Source organism: Pseudoalteromonas sp. ECSMB14103 (assembly GCF_000813065.1).
GTDB lineage: Bacteria > Pseudomonadota > Gammaproteobacteria > Enterobacterales > Alteromonadaceae > Pseudoalteromonas > Pseudoalteromonas marina.
This window is the reverse complement of sequence record NZ_JWGY01000001.1, coordinates 347355-362950: the sequence shown is the minus strand read 5'-3', so window position 1 is coordinate 362950 and position 15596 is coordinate 347355. Positions and strand designations below refer to the sequence as shown.

General features: G+C 37.5%; 14 protein-coding genes. 8 read left to right on the top strand and 6 right to left on the bottom strand.

Annotation, left to right across the window (positions count from 1 at the left end; translation table 11 throughout):
- Nucleotides 1-96 precede the first annotated feature (96 nt).
- From dps to RF53_RS01620, 6 genes are all read left to right on the top strand, one after another.
- Nucleotides 97-612: a DNA starvation/stationary phase protection protein Dps gene (dps, locus tag RF53_RS01645; protein ID WP_039036424.1), complete on the top strand. Its 516-nt coding sequence runs from the start codon at nt 97-99 to the stop codon at nt 610-612.
- A 163-nt stretch (nt 613-775) separates the two neighbouring features.
- A complete protein-coding gene (locus RF53_RS01640) occupies nt 776-1567 on the top strand; it encodes a hypothetical protein (protein WP_039036423.1) in 792 nt (263 codons plus the stop codon).
- A 114-nt stretch (nt 1568-1681) separates the two neighbouring features.
- A complete protein-coding gene (locus RF53_RS01635; protein WP_039036422.1) occupies nt 1682-2389 on the top strand; it encodes a hypothetical protein in 708 nt (235 codons plus the stop codon).
- Nucleotides 2389-2874, top strand: a complete 486-nt coding sequence (locus tag RF53_RS01630) for an RNA polymerase sigma factor (RefSeq protein ID WP_039036421.1) — start codon at nt 2389-2391, stop codon at nt 2872-2874. Before RF53_RS01635 ends, RF53_RS01630 begins: the two co-directional genes overlap by 1 nt.
- A 5-nt stretch (nt 2875-2879) precedes the next feature.
- Complete coding sequence (locus RF53_RS01625) at nt 2880-3434, top strand: hypothetical protein (protein ID WP_039036420.1); 555 nt, start codon at nt 2880-2882, stop codon at nt 3432-3434.
- A 364-nt stretch (nt 3435-3798) separates the two neighbouring features.
- On the top strand, nt 3799-5979 hold the full coding sequence (locus tag RF53_RS01620) for a GAF domain-containing hybrid sensor histidine kinase/response regulator (RefSeq protein WP_039036419.1): 2181 nt from the start codon (nt 3799-3801) through the stop codon (nt 5977-5979).
- A gap of 104 nt (nt 5980-6083) precedes the next feature.
- On the opposite strand, the gene RF53_RS01615 is transcribed toward RF53_RS01620, so the two are convergent.
- Nucleotides 6084-7073 carry a zinc-dependent alcohol dehydrogenase family protein gene (locus RF53_RS01615; RefSeq protein ID WP_039036418.1) on the bottom strand — a complete coding sequence of 330 codons (990 nt, stop codon included), beginning with the start codon at nt 7071-7073 and terminating at the stop codon, nt 6084-6086.
- 111 nt (nt 7074-7184) lie between these two features.
- Between RF53_RS01615 and RF53_RS01610 the strand changes: the two genes are divergently transcribed.
- Nucleotides 7185-8081 carry a LysR family transcriptional regulator gene (locus tag RF53_RS01610; RefSeq protein WP_006791800.1) on the top strand — a complete coding sequence of 299 codons (897 nt, stop codon included), beginning with the start codon at nt 7185-7187 and terminating at the stop codon, nt 8079-8081.
- A gap of 99 nt (nt 8082-8180) precedes the next feature.
- Here RF53_RS01610 and RF53_RS01605 read toward each other — a convergent pair whose 3' ends face one another.
- The 3 genes from RF53_RS01605 to RF53_RS01595 all read right to left on the bottom strand — a co-directional run bounded on the left by RF53_RS01605 (nt 8181) and on the right by RF53_RS01595 (nt 10935).
- Nucleotides 8181-8423 (bottom strand): YdcH family protein, encoded by a 243-nt coding sequence (locus tag RF53_RS01605; RefSeq protein ID WP_039036417.1) that lies wholly within the window; start codon nt 8421-8423, stop codon nt 8181-8183.
- A 57-nt stretch (nt 8424-8480) separates the two neighbouring features.
- Complete coding sequence (locus RF53_RS01600) at nt 8481-9326, bottom strand: enoyl-CoA hydratase/isomerase family protein (protein WP_006791797.1); 846 nt, start codon at nt 9324-9326, stop codon at nt 8481-8483.
- A gap of 298 nt (nt 9327-9624) precedes the next feature.
- Nucleotides 9625-10935: a hypothetical protein gene (locus tag RF53_RS01595; RefSeq protein WP_039036416.1), complete on the bottom strand. Its 1311-nt coding sequence runs from the start codon at nt 10933-10935 to the stop codon at nt 9625-9627.
- A 282-nt stretch (nt 10936-11217) separates the two neighbouring features.
- Here RF53_RS01595 and RF53_RS01590 point away from each other — a divergent pair, with 282 nt between their 5' ends.
- Entirely contained in the window at nt 11218-13206 is a 1989-nt protein-coding gene (locus RF53_RS01590; RefSeq protein ID WP_039036415.1) for a methyl-accepting chemotaxis protein, read from the top strand.
- Nucleotides 13207-13280: 74 nt separating this feature from the next.
- Here RF53_RS01590 and kynU read toward each other — a convergent pair whose 3' ends face one another.
- Nucleotides 13281-14516, bottom strand: a complete 1236-nt coding sequence (gene kynU, locus RF53_RS01585) for a kynureninase (RefSeq protein WP_039036414.1) — start codon at nt 14514-14516, stop codon at nt 13281-13283.
- Nucleotides 14513-15355: an alpha/beta hydrolase family protein gene (locus RF53_RS01580; RefSeq protein ID WP_039036413.1), complete on the bottom strand. Its 843-nt coding sequence runs from the start codon at nt 15353-15355 to the stop codon at nt 14513-14515. Before RF53_RS01580 ends, kynU begins: the two co-directional genes overlap by 4 nt.
- Nucleotides 15356-15596: the final 241 nt, after the last annotated feature.

Genomic DNA, 15596 nt, shown 5'->3' with positions numbered 1-15596 from the left:
TTTAACTTTCGGCATATTGATTGCTTCATACAATTATCACGTATTTATTACGTAAAGGACTACGTGAAAATATTAAATAGTTAAGTAGGAGAAGTTATGAGCAATACAAATAAGCAAGCTAAATTTACTGCACCAGGTATGAGCAACGAATCAGCTGAAAAAACTATCGCAGCCTTAGATAACCGCATGGTTGCACTTATAGATCTTCAATTAACACTAAAACATATTCATTGGAATGTTGTTGGTCCTAATTTTATAGGCGTGCATGAAATGCTAGACCCTCAGGTTGAAGCTGTGCGCGAAATGACAGATACAATAGCCGAGCGTATTGCCACTTTAGGCGGCATACCAGTAGGGACACCTAAGTCAATTGTTGACCGCCGTACATGGAACGAATATTCATTAGGTAAAGGACTTGTTACCGAGCATTTAGGCGCGTTAGATAAGGTGTACAACGGTATTAATGCCGATCACCGTAAAGCCATCGAAACGGTATCAGATTTAGATCCAGTATCTGAAGATATGTTAATAAGCCAACTTACCGATCTTGAGCAATTTCAGTGGTTTGTAAGAGCACACATAGAGTCAGCTACTGGTGAATTAACGCAATAATACCTTTATTACCTAAGTACCTTAGCCCAGCATTTTTGCTGGGCTTTTTGTTTAAATCATAAAACAAAATATTACTAAGGTATTTGAGCCGTGCAAGAACTTGTGGCATAAGAATTAACCTACTAGTATCAGTAAGTAGTTTTCAATATTGGTACAAATTAGTATGATAAGTTTTAATACCCCTAAACAATTTTGGCTTTTTTCTTTAATATTTTTATCAGCCTGCGGCTCAGGCAGCAGTAATACCAATGTTCCTCAATCAAATACAAGTGTCAGTCAGACTCCAATTACACAAAATAATATCGAAGATAATTACAACATTATTATTTATGGCAATAGTCACAGCAGTCAGTTAGGGCGGATCATTGAGCATATAATCGAAAACCAATACCCAGATAAGTCAGTTCAAACAACCACAGTGTCGGGACCATTTTTAGATAATATTGTGAGTATTAGGGCAAACGTAGACAAACTTAAAAACAAAAATCCAAGCCATGCCATTTTTCAAGGCCAAAAATACTCTCAGTCTGGTTTAACAACTTACCCTACTGATGCCGCTGAGCATTTAATTTCATCAGCTAAGGCACAAAATATCACACCTATTTTATTTCCTGAACACCCACAAAGAGGCAACCCTGAAGAAGGCCAGCGTGTATACGACTTACATTTATCAATAAGCGCTAAACAACCTAGCTGCGTAGCTCCTATTGGCCTTGTTTGGAACAGGCTTTTAGTTTTGATGCCAAATGCAAAACTACATATGGATGATGGCAACCATGCCTCTTATGCAGGCAATGTATTAACAGCAATGACTTTTTCAGAAATAATTACTTCACGACCCGCCGATATCATGAAATTTGACCCAACGATTAATTTGTCAAAGCAAGAACAAGCTCTATTTGGTCAAGTAGTTACTGAAGTGCTTAATTTATATCCTGCTTGTGGTGTAAGCTAATCTAATTATAAATCTATTTTTGTGTTTTAAATTTTTTACTTTAATTAAAAATAAAATGTCAGGTTATTCTCATTGTTATCGACTAATAACATAACAATCAAAAGGAGAGTAATTATGAATACATTAACAGTAACCCCACTACATACTTTACCCGCTAGGAAAGCTAATCAATGGCTTCAAGACGGTTTTTCACTTTTTAAGCAAGCACCTGTAAAACTTTTTTTATTTTTACTGCTTCCTTTAATTATTGAAGGTATTTTTCAAATACTACCCGCCCCTTATGGCATGCTAGCCTCCAAATGGGCTGCCACTTTTGTAGGCAGCAGCGCTATTATCGTCATTCACCATTTGGCCACTCAAAAAGTATTTTCATTGAAGTCGATCTTTAAAGCTAAAAACTGGCTAAGCATGATTCCGCTTTCAGCAATTTTAGCATCTGCTTTTTTTCTTCAGTTATTTGTAGCAAAGCTTTTACTAGGAAATGATGGCATAAATTTACTTTTATTTTCGCAGCCTACTGAAGTTACCCAATGGCAACTAGGTATTATTTTTGCCTCGGTTATTCCTGTTACACTGCCTGTCAGTTTTGCAGGCTATTGTGTTTTACTTGGTGATAAAAATGTACTGCAAGCATTAAAAAGTAGCCTAAATGCTTTTTTCTATGCGTTTAAACCAATGTGTTTAATCGCGCTAATTTCTTTCTTAAGTCTATTGTTAGCTCCTTATACTTTTTTATTAAGTGCGATTATTACGGGTCCTATACTCACGTGTATAAGCTATATTGCTTACAGAAGTGTATTCATCAAAAACAAGGAAGACTAGTGGAAAAAAGGGATCATATTCATGAGATACTACTGCAATACGCACCTTTAATGGCGCGTATTGCTGCAACACATGAAGCAGACCAAGCACTTAGAGAGGACCTACTGCAAGATATATCGTTAGCTGTTTGGCATGCAGTAGAAAACTTTAGAGGCGATTCAAGTATGAAGACCTTTATTGCTAGGGTCGCACACAACCGTGCTGTCGATCATGTTTTAAAAGAAACACGTCGCCAAGATCGTCATAATTTAAGCGACCCTTTACTTGACTTGGTTAGTACTGATTCTCACAAACACAGCGATAACACGTATGATTTAATGACAGCAATGAGACGGCTACCATTAAAATTTAGGCAAGTTATTTCTCTTCAATTAGAAGGTTTTAACCAAGCCGAAATAGCACATACGTTAGGTCTAAACGAAGCGAACGTTGCCAAGCGCGCTAGCCGCGCACGTGTGCAACTTCAAAAGCTAATGGAGCAATAATAATTATGGATCCACTATTAGAACAATGGCAAAAAGACTATAAAAATGCGACTCCAAAACTAGATACTGCCGCACTACTGGGCCAAATTACATCGGCAAGAAAAAAACAATCAATTAAAGCATGGTTAGACTTAGTTGCTGGCGCATTTGTTAGCTTATTTTGTATCTATGCGTTAGTTTTTGAAGCAACTAGCACTCCTGAGCAAGTGTTATACGCAATTTTAACTCCGTTACCAATTGGGTTTTCAGTATGGGCATTTATTCAGCGCAAAAAGCTAATAAAAACACACACCCTAGATGTTAATGGTTTACTACTTTTTAAAAAGCAGCAGCTCATTAATCAAATAAACTATTGGCGCTTAAACCTTATAGGCTGTTCCATTTTGTGGGCAGTACTTTGCATCACTGCGGCCGTGAGCATTTTAATGTACAACCACACAACAATATGGCTCACACAAGTAGGTATTGGCACTTTGGTACTAATTGCCACACTAGCTCGCTACATTCATGTAAAGTTAAATTTTAAAAGTAAGCTAAAGCTAATTGAAAGTTTAAAGTAGATTTTCCAGCTTAAGCTACTCAATAAGGTGTTTACACCAAAACTGTAAACTAAATTAAATATCTAATGATATTTAAAATCCATTAAAATAAACAATATATAATTGTTTGGTTGGTTTAATTTCAAAGGTACAGTGCTTACCGCTACTATACCCAATAAAGGTCCGTTAAATTTTTATAATTGATTAATTAACCTTCCAACTTATTTTTATTGAGCTTAATGTAAATCAATAACTTTTTGTAAATGGCGGGCTGTCTATAATAAAGCTAACGAATATTTGTCTCTTTATTGTAACTTGTAGTTAAAAGTTGTCATTCAGTTCACTTTACTTCTATAGTAACGCAATATAAACATTAGGTATTACTATGCAGAAAGCGCGAATTCCAGCGGATGAACAATCTCGATTAAAAGCATTATATGAGTACGAAATATTAGATACAGAAGCAGAAAAAGTATTTGATGACTTAACTCAACTTGCCTCAGATATATGTGATACCCCTATATCACTTATAAGCTTAGTCGATCCGCAAAGACAATGGTTTAAATCAAAATACGGTATTGATGCCAGTGAAACAGAGCGTGATATTGCGTTTTGTTCCCATGCTATTTTGCAAGACCAAGTATTTGAAATACAAAATGCTTTACTTGATGAGCGCTTTCACGACAACCCTTTAGTAACCAACGATCCAAACATTCGCTTTTATGCAGGTGCCCCCCTTATCACACCGCAAGGCAGTACAATTGGTACTTTATGTGTAATTAGTGATAAACCTAAAAAATTAACTAAAAAACAAATTAGTGCGTTAACTATTTTAAGTAAAGAGGTAATAGCCCAATTAGAGTTAAGGCTAAAAAACAGAGAACTAAGTAAAGCATTAGAACAGCAAAAAACTCATATTCAAGAGCTTGAAAAACTAAAAGCTGAAGCAGATACATCCAATAATTTAAAAGGTAAATTTTTAGCTAATATGTCGCATGAGCTAAGAACACCACTTCACGGTATCTTAAACTTGGCCGAATTTGGCTTATCTGACAGCAGTAATAGTGAAAAAGATATTGCGCTAAAAAGTATTCTAAACTCAGCCAATATTTTATCCAATATAGTGAATGATATTTTAGATTTTTCAAAAATAGAAGCTGGAAAATTAGATATTGAACATATCGACTTTAACCTTAAAGACGTTGTTAATGGTGTAATTGAGCCACTAAAAAAACAAGCCTCTGATAAAGGTATAAAGTTTAATGTATCAATAGATAAAAAAGTGGCTGAAACATTAAAAGGTGACCCACTAAGAATATCGCAAATATTAAATAACCTATGCTCAAATGCAATTAAATTTACTCAAGCTGGGCACGTTGATTTAATAATTAACTTAAAAGGTCACTCTTTAAATACACAGAACATAGCATTTAAGGTCATAGATACAGGTATAGGGATAAACAAAGCAGCACAAGCAAACTTATTTAAAGAATTTCATCAAGCTGATTCATCTACCTCTCGTAAATTTGGTGGTACAGGGTTAGGCCTTTCCATTTGTAATAAGTTAAGTCATTTAATGGGTGGGAAAATCAGTTTTACCAGCCAAGAAAATGAAGGCTCTACATTTATTTATCAGCAAAGCTTTGAAGCATCGATTTTAGATAGTTTGCTAAAGAAAAACAAAGAAGTAACTGATTTACAAGGCTGTGCTATTTTAGTTGCGGAAGATAATAAAATAAATCAAATCGTCGTCAATAAAATGTTAAAAGCGCACAACACTCAAGTGATTTTTACTGAAAACGGTAAAGAGTGTGTTGATTACTTTGTTAACAACCACGTTGATTTAATCTTTATGGATATTCAAATGCCAGTAATGGATGGAGTTGAAGCAACCAAGGCCATAAGAGCACTGAAAAACGGTAAATCAATACCTATCATTGCCATGACTGCCAACACAATGAAACAAGATATTGAGCATTACCTAAATATTGGCATGGACGGTTATTTAACTAAGCCATTTAATAAAGATAGCTTGAACAGCTTGCTTAATGTTTACAATCCAAACAACGAAAATCTCAAAGACTTAGCAATAAAAATTAGTGACCCGAGCATTAAAAGAGAACATAAACTTAAACAAACATGCCGTGAACTAAAAAGATTAATACCTGCGGCCAACAGAGTCAGCTTATGGCTGTTTAATGAAGAATACTCTGAGATAAATTGCTTAATGTGCCTTGATGAGAACGATGAAGTCATTCTTGACTCAGTATTAACAGCAAAAGACTACCCAGATTACTTTAACTACATACTAAGCCACCAAATACTTGATGCCCCCGATGCAAGAAATCACGAAGTTACAAAAGGCTTTACCAAAAGCTATTTTGAGCCATACGATATTTACTCACTACTTGACTACATTTATTTTAAAGATAATAAGGCACTAGGCGTGATTTGCTGTGAAAGTATTGGATCGAAAATATCATGGACCCACGCAGATAAAGAAGCCCTGATAAAAATAACAGACTTAACTACGTTATTTTTATCAAAACAAATAGATCTCAATTGAATTTATGACTATTTAACCGTAAATCTTTATAGAGTGATTTTGCCTATAAATAATAAAAAAGCCGAGCCCTTTAACAGATGCTCGGCTTTTCAAACAAAACTAGTTTATATTGTAATTACTACCTTGCCCATGCCCTCACCGCTTACTAAACGATCATGCGCTTTACCTGTATCCTCAAGGTTAAATTCAATATTGTCTAACACAGGCACTAGGTGCCCTTCATCAATAATTGTTGCAAGCTTAGCTAGTATTTCGCCATGCTGCTGGCGTTTATGGTTGTGCAGCATAGGTATAAGCATAAATACAACATGTAGCGATAGCCCTTTAAAATGAGCAGGGGTTAAATCTATTTCAGCTAACGACACGGTAGTGGCTATCTGGCCATTCAATGCGGCTGCATCAAATGACTTAAGTAAGTTTGCACCACCAATTGAATCGTAAACAACATCAAAACCAGCACCTTGCGTGTGTGTCTGCACATAATCAGCCACAGCTTGCGTTTTATAGTTAATGGCAGTGCCACCTAACTTTTCAATTAATGCTGATTGCTTATCGCCACCACCTGTCGCAAATACGTCTGCACCGAAGTATTTAGCTAACTGTAAAGCAATATGCCCTACGCCACCGGCTCCGCCATGAACTAACACTTTTTGACCAGACTTTACTGCAGCGCGCGTTAAGCCCTCATAAGCCGTAATACCCACCAAAGGAATAGCTGCCGCTTCGCGCATAGACAACGTTTTTGGTTTATGTGCTATTAACTTAATATCGGCGAGCATATATTCTGCTAACGCACCTTGTAACTCTGCCAATCCACCTGCACAGCCGTATACTTCATCGCCTACAGCAAACCCGGTTACATCGTCGCCAACTTCATCAATAACACCGGCAAAATCCATACCTAAAACACCCGGTAGAGCTGGCGCTAAGGGGGCTAATGCGTCACCCATTTGACGAATCATCATATCAACCGTGTTTACGCTCGTAGCCATTACTTTAACTACAACATGACCTTCCTTAACAACTGGTTTAGCAATATCCGCAGCTTTAAATACATCACTTGCGCCAAACTCATTAATAATCATCGCTTTCATGGTAACCCCCTTGTTTAGTTTATACAGACAGTATATTTACAAAACATACATATGATAATACACTCAAATGAATAATCAGTATTAAATTTTTATTAATAATAGGCTTTAATAATGAACAATGAACACCTCAAGTTATTCGTTCGTGTTGCCTCTACACACAATATTAGTTCAGCAGGCGCGGAACTTGGTCTTTCACCACCAGTAGCTAGCATGCATATAATTAAGCTTGAGGAATCGCTTGGTGTAAAACTAATCCACCGTACAACAAGGCGAGTATCTTTAACTGAAGAAGGCCGAGAGTTTTTACCTCACGCCGAAGAAATATTAAATGCTATAAATAGTGCAAAAGCAGCTGTAGGCGCAGGCTCTTTTACCCCCCAAGGCACGATTCGTGTTGCAGCCCCTTCCTCATTTGGTCGTATGCATATAGTGCCCGCACTTAAAGCTTTTATTGATCAGCACCCTGAACTTAAAGTGGATTTAAGACAAAGCGATAGTATTGTAGACATGGTAGAAGGTGGTTTTGATATCGCTATCAGAAATGCCGAGCTTAACGATTCAACCCTCGTAGCCAGAAAGTTAGCCCGCGACCATAGAATTATATGCGCCTCACCAGGCTACATAGCAGAACACGGAGAACCAAAAACACCACAGGATCTTCTCAACCATAATTGTATTAAATTAATTGGGATTGACTACTGGAGCTTTAAAACGCCAAATGGCATTGAAAAAGTTAAGGTAAAAGGCAGTATTCGTATTGATAATGGAGAGTCGATAAGGGATGCGTGTATTAATGATGCAGGTATTACTATTTCGTCTATTTGGTGCGCCCACAACGCATTAAAAGAAGGCACCCTAGTTCAAATACTAAAAGATTACCCCATGGATTCAAATGCCGCTATTTGGGCTGTATACCCAAGCTCCCGATTGCTGGCGCCAAAAGTACGTGCATTTATCGACTTTTTTATAAAGTACTATGGCGAAATACCATATTGGGAGAAAACATAAATTACCAGCTTTGTTCGGTTTCAAAAAAAGCAGCCAAAAGGCTGCTTTTTTAATGTGCTCACACTTGTTTATAAACTAAAAACAGTGCTTTATTTATAACTATTTCACTTTCAACAATTGGCTAAATAACACATCTTTCAAAATTGCACGTTCTTGCTTTAATTTGTGTAAAGCATCATCGCCAATAGGTGCGTTATTAAGTTCAAGTTCTCTTATCTCAGTATCAAGTCCATGATAACGTTCTGCATTACTTGAAAACAACTTGTCTGTAGAGTTTAGCGCTACGATTTTTTCTTTATACGCTGGAAATTCGTTAATAAGTGAATGATCTTCGCCTAACATTTTAACTCCTACTTATTTTGATTATATAAAGTGCTTACAATGTCGTGTGTTTGTTTATTAATTTATCTCTTGGACCTTCATCACTAACTCATTCCAGTTTCGCTGGTTTTCAATATCATGCTCTAAGCCTTGCTCATCCGCGGCTGCAAAACGTTTAATTGCTGGTGTTTTACTTGTTGCTTGATATAGCCAGTAGGCCTCCGCTTTTAGTGCTTCATCAATAGGTTTATCTATTGATTCATAAACGGCTTGTTTACATGCGTTAATTGATTCTGCAGGAAATTGAGCAATTCGCTTTGCTAAGGTATCAACATAAGGGCCTATTTCATCCGGCTCAAGAGCTCTGTTAATAGTGCCGTATGCTTGCGCTTCATCAGCATCAAAATCACGTGCACTTAATATAATTTCAAGTGCTCTACCTAACCCTGCTTGGCGTGCCATACGTGATGCACCACCGCCACAAGGTAAAATCCCCATACCCACTTCCATTTGCATAAACTTAAATTTACCACGAGCTGCAAAACGCATATCCATAGCAAGTGCAAGTTCATGGCCGCCCCCACGCGCAAACCCTTCTAGTTTAGCAATGGTTGCTTGAGGTACTTTACTTATGCGCTCGCAAACAGATTGCAGATCAAGCAGCTTAACATCATCACGAGAAACCGCTTCTTGCGACATATCTTTAAGTAACTCAGTATCATAATGACATACCCAAATCTCTGGATTTGCAGATTGAAACACAACCACTTTTGTACTTCTATCACGCTCTAATCTCATAGCAAGACTGTTAAGCTCTGCAAGCATAGTGATCCCTTGCACATTTACTGTCCCATAATCAAATGTAACTGTCAGTACGCCCGCATCTTGCGCTGTTGTGAATGTTTTATACCCTTCATACTTCATAATAAATTCCTGTAAAATTATCTGTTGTTATTTAAACTCAGCAACAAAGCATACGCTTGCCAATTGAGTGATTTACAGTCTAGATTACTTTTAAATAATTTATTATCACTCTATACAAACAATCAGTTTTTACATTTTATTAATAATAAGTTTAATTTAACTAAGGTAAACGCTCTTTTATTGTTATTGATGCAGTAAAAAGAGAAGAATGTATCGGTAGGTAAAATTTAGTGTGGGTAGGTTTACAAAAATCAAAGGCCACAAGTGTGGCCTTTTAATACAAAACTAAACGCAATGACTAATATATTTCAGCACTCACAAATGTATATACATAATTACTAAACTCTGGCTTAGTTAAATGCCCACCTTCAGACATCGTATCTAAAAGTTTTGCATAACTGTTTGCATCGGTTGCATTACCAGCATAGCCATAAAGTAATACCGTTAACTCTTCTAAAATAACCTCATCAGTGGGTTCAGGGAACACACTACCAAAAGACAAATCTGGAATTTGACCACTTATGCCAGCTTTTATTGTCCAATCAAATCGGCTTTCAGCAGAATCATCAACTAAAAAGCTGTAACCCCATATTGTGCGAGCAAACCGATTGTCAACATTACCAAAGTCAAAACTTGAATCATTGTTTTCAGCAAATTGAAGTAAACTAAATCCTAAATCGTCAGTAACTATCGGAAGTGTGGTCAGCTGATAATCACCATTAGTATCTACTGCGCTTCGGGCATAGCTTTGAAACTCAACGTCAACACCATCTACATTCATAAGGTCTGTCATAAAATCAAGTTGCACATAAAAATTATGCTCAGTCACCGTTGGGAATACAAAAAGCGTGTTTGATATGCCTAAACCACTATATTGAAAAAACCTATACGTATTATCAGCTTCTATATAACCTCGAGTACTAGCATAATCAGCATCAAAATCTAATTGAACAGGAACTTCAACACCGTCATGAATAAAATCTTCATCCTTTAGGGTAATAACTGATGAGTTTACCGGTATATCAATAACGGCAGCTTTAGCATCAACTGAGTAACTAGAAAGCGCCGTTAAATAGAGCTTATTATCATTTGGGCAAACATTTACAGACCCCGAAACTTCGTTACCTTGTGATTGATATATTGTGTAATCAGACGCTATCGTACTTAGCGCTGTTGTATCAACACTATATTCAGTACATCCACAATCACCTGTGAAGTCATTAAAATAAAAGGTGCCTAAATTAGTTCTATTTTCAATATCAAGCTCAGTGATAATTTGCTTATAACCACCGTCTTCTTCATCAAACACATCACCTAATACTGATACATGCTTGGTGCCTGAGGGTAACTCACCTGAAAATTTACCTTCTGCATCGGTTTTAACAGAACTGATAGCATCGCCGTCATCATTATGAAAAACAACATCTGTTTGATACGCAGAATCAGCCCCACATTCGCGAGTTAATGTTTGTAAAGCAATAGTTTGAAGTTGGGCTGTGTTGCCACCGCTTGACGAGCCGCCAGAGCTACTTTCTGATGAAGAGCCACCACATGCGCTAAGCGTTAAAGAAAGTGTAATAGCAAGCGGGGTAAGTATAAATTTATTCATTTTAATTAGTCCGTTAAATTGGTTCACCTACCATTATCTCAACTTAAGCAAAACAATAACAAGGTAACCACCACCAAAACGGTTACAAAAATGCAATGATTTGTAAACAAGCCGCGATTAAGTACCTCACACATAACATCATTTACTAAATTAACTCACTTGTTCAAGTGAATTTATTAAAAACTACACTAAGCTTTATGTATTAAATAGTTAATGGCTATTTATTTGCTTAACCCTTGTTTAGCCAAAATACCGAGATAAATACACAACAGGACTGACCCTATGAATCGCTTACTTGGCCGACTATCTATCATTCAGCTCTCTTTGTTAACATCAATCATATTAATGGTTTTTATTTTTATATTGCTGATACAAAACATAGCGAATAAATGGCAGGAGTCGCAGACACTGCAGCAAGATATTGCATTAATTAGCTTGTTAGATGCACTGGAAAAAGTGGCACATAACCATGCTGTAGAGCGAGGGTTAACTGCAGGCTTTTTAGGAAGTGGTTCAGCCGAGGCTAAAAACAAAGTGCTCGCGCAACGCCAAAAAGCAGATGCTTCAATACAGCATTTAGAGTCGGTAAGTGATCAACTTACTAAAAATTCTACAAAGGTCTCTAAAAATTTAAGTATTCTTTTTGATCACAATGCAAAAAAAGAGGCATTACGCACTCAAGTTGATAATAAAGCAGCCCCTGGTGCGTTCGCGTTTTACAGTAAATTAAATCAAATTGCACTCGATATAGCGGCTAACCTGAGTAGCCAAATAAAGCACCCGGTATTATCTAAAGATCTAAATATTGCTTTTTTGCTCGCGCAATATAAAGAACGTTTGGGCCAAAATAGGGGAAAAATAAATGGCACTTTAGCTAAAAAGCAATTAACAAGTGTTACACAGCAAAATATTGCCTTATACAATTCAGAAATAGATTTGCTCAACCAATATTTAATAGCTAATTTGCAAGGCCAACAATTACAAAGCTTTAACAGTATTATACAAAGTGCTGACTCACGTGAAATTAATGCAATAACAAACACATTGCTCAACACAGAATCGCCCAACTTTACAGCTTTGCCGGCAGCCTCTGTGTGGTTTCCTATGGCAACACAACAAATAACTCAAATTAAAAAAGTACTAGACAGCCAATGGAGTACTGTTGACAAAGATGGCCTTGAACTAAAAGAAGCGGCCGATACAACGCTGACACTCACTATTATCTACTTTTTGGTTACACTTGTGATCATCGCATACTTAAACTTTCATTTATTAAGTACTCTCAAAAAGGAATTAAGCCAACTAACATCACTTTTACTTAAAGCCGAAAAAGGCGACCTAACAATAGATATAAGGCTCAAAAGTAAAGATGAACTCGGCGAAATATCAAATGCTATCCACAATACTATTTTCGCTTTTAAAGACCTGCTATTAGGGCTCGACCACTCAATAAATTCAGGCTCAAAACTCAGTGACGATATGAGTAATGCAACAAAAACAGTCCTTGATGATTCAAACAAAACATTGGCTATGGCGAGTAATATAGCCACCGCAATAGAAGAAATGGCCGCAACAAGCCGCGAAATAGCAGGCTCAGCTTCTGAAACTCTCAGCTCTAGTGACGAGTTAAACAAACAAGCCAATCTATTGATAGAAGATAACAAACTCAGCCAAAGCTCAATTACTGAGCTTGCAACGGGGATGTCTGACGTAGAAGAAGTGGTAAGTAAAATGGATCAGCAGGTAGCGAGCATATCGTCCATTTTAGATTCAATTAGTAGCATTGCCGAGCAAACTAATTTACTAGCGCTCAATGCCGCTATTGAAGCAGCAAGAGCAGGTGAGCATGGTAGAGGGTTTGCCGTTGTTGCCGACGAAGTAAGAAGCCTTGCCGGAAACAGTAAAGAATCATCAGAAAAAATTTCGTCTTTGCTCGGCGAGTTACAATCTATCAGCGACCAAGTAGTTAGCTCTATTGTAGCAAGTACTAAATTATCAAAAGCCACTTTAGAGCGATTTGATCAAGCAAGAGCGGTATCCGAGCAAGTACATGCACAAAGTAAAGTACTCGAAAACTTAGCCATGAACGTGTCATCAGCCGCAGAACAACAGTCTGCAGTTGCGTCAAATATAGCAGTGGATGCTGCAAGCGTATTTGAATACGCCAACCACGAAGTTGAAGCAGCACGTAAGCAAGAAGAAATATTTAATGAAATGCGACTCAACACTGAAACCCTGCAACACACAATGAAAAACTTTAAATTTCAATAGTTAATGGCAACCTTGTAATACAGCTAGAGGCTAATTGCTTAAGCAAAATAAACCAAAGCAATTAGCCCGCTTTATTAAGTTACTTTACCCGCCAAGTTAAACCGTGGCTCGGCGTATAACTTTGTTGTAACTACATCAACTAACGTATTTACCGCCTTCCACACATCTTCAAACGAGGTGTACAAAGGCGTAAAACCAAACCTTAAAATATTAGGCGCTCTAAAATCAGCGATAACGCCTTTTTCTATTAATGCTTGGCAAATAGCAAATGCGTGATTATGCGAAAAAGCCAATTGGCTTCCGCGTTGGATTGAATCCTCAGTAGAGCTTAAGCGCAAATCAGCCAAGCTAGCATGCGAATGCACTAAAGCAATAAACACATCGGCTAAAGCAATCGACTTAGCCCTCACATCGCTTATTTTTACGCTTTCCCACACATCAAGTGCAGCGTCTAGCGCACTCATAGCAATCACACTTGGCGTACCACATAAATACTGATTAATACTTGCTGCACACTCGTATTGAGCATCAAACGCGAATGGCTTTGCATGCCCCATCCAACCACTCAATGGCTGTTTAACTGCACTTTGGTGGCGCTTGGCAACGTATAAAAAGGCAGGTGAGCCAGGGCCACCATTTAAATATTTGTAGCCACAGCCTACTGCAAAATCAACGTTGTATTTATCCAGCTCAACCGGCAATGCACCTGCACTGTGTGCTAAATCCCATATTACTAAAATACCTTTTTTATGGGCAAGCTCAGTAAGTTTTTGCATATTCAAAAGCTTACCAGTTCTAAAGTTAACTTGGGTAAGTAACAATACCGCTATATCATCAGTTAAGTTTTGTTCAATATATTGCTCTTCAACTAGTTTTAATTGACATAAGTCAGTACCTAATAAATCGCTTAAACCTTGCACCATGTATAAATCGGTCGGAAAATTATCTTGTGTCGACAACACTTTACTACGGCCAGTGTTTAACATAAGCGCGCTGCTTAAAAGCTTAAATAAGTTTATTGAAATCGAATCACAACAAATGACTTGGCCTTTTTCAGCACCAATTATCGGCGCTATTTTTTCGCCAACCTGTGTAGGTAAATCAATCCATTGGTGATCATTCCAGCTCCTAATTAAATGGCTCCCCCACTGCTCGCTCACTACTTGCGCCACTCTGGTTTTAACCGCTTTAGGTAAAGCACCTAGCGAGTTACCATCTAAATAAATAGTGTTTGCGGGTAAATCAAATTCATCACGCTTGCCTGCCAATACATCAGCTTTATCAAGCGCTACAATATCATCAAAATTCATTTATCGATTCCGTTTAAATGTTTAACTAAGGTGCTAAAAGCAGCAGAACCTGGGTGTATCCAATCAAAATGCCCCACCCCTTCGAGTAAATCTACCGGTCGATTAAGCTGATCTAAATTATACGCAGGAACAATGCTGTCATTCGCACCTTGTAAAATAATGCTTTGTTGATGCAATGGTTGCTCACTTGGGTTGGCCTGAGTGTATTCTTTAGGTTTATCGCTTGGCATACCTTGCATAAAATCTTTAGTGACTTTTTGGCAGCTATTTGTACCTGCCGCATAGGCTTTAATATCGGTAATGGGAGCAAGGCCAATTACGCCTTTTAATTCACTCATTTGTCCACCCGCTAGTAACGCTAAATGACCACCAGCCGAGTGCCCAATAACCACTGTATTATTCAATTTAAATTCGCCACTATTGTAGGTACTGGATGCTAAAATACCGGCTTTAATATCGTCAAAAGTTACAGGCCAGCCGCCACCGCTTTCACCACTGCGGCGATATTCCACCGACCACACATTAAATCCTGCTTGTGCTAAGCCTGTGCTTAATGCATAGGTGTGTTTTATATCGTATGCACTTAGCCAACAGCCACCATGTAGCAATACAACTAACGGCTTTGATGTACTTTGCTCAGCTTGCGTGGCGCGCCACAGTAATGCAAATTGTGATTCATCACTCCCGTAAGGTACTTTTTCATTAGCATTTACAAAACTAAGCGACGCTACTTTAGAGTAAGCAACATTGTTTTCAACAACAGGAAACTCAATGTTGTTGGTAGTCGTACACCCGCTTAAAAACCACATACCTAAAAGTAAAACAACCATATTTTTCACAACACAACTTCCTTTTTAAATTTTAAAAACAACGCCTTTATACATATTAAAACTGCTACCATAGCGTTACGTTTAACTTGCGTTATCACGTCACTTAATCATTAATTAATAACACTTTAGTGGCTGCAATTATTATTGTTATACACAAAACAGGCGTAATTAATGACCATTGTTTGCGTATTTACCCCACTTTACAAAAGCAGCGCCAAGTTAACCATGCTAAAAGCAGCGAGTAAAGTTA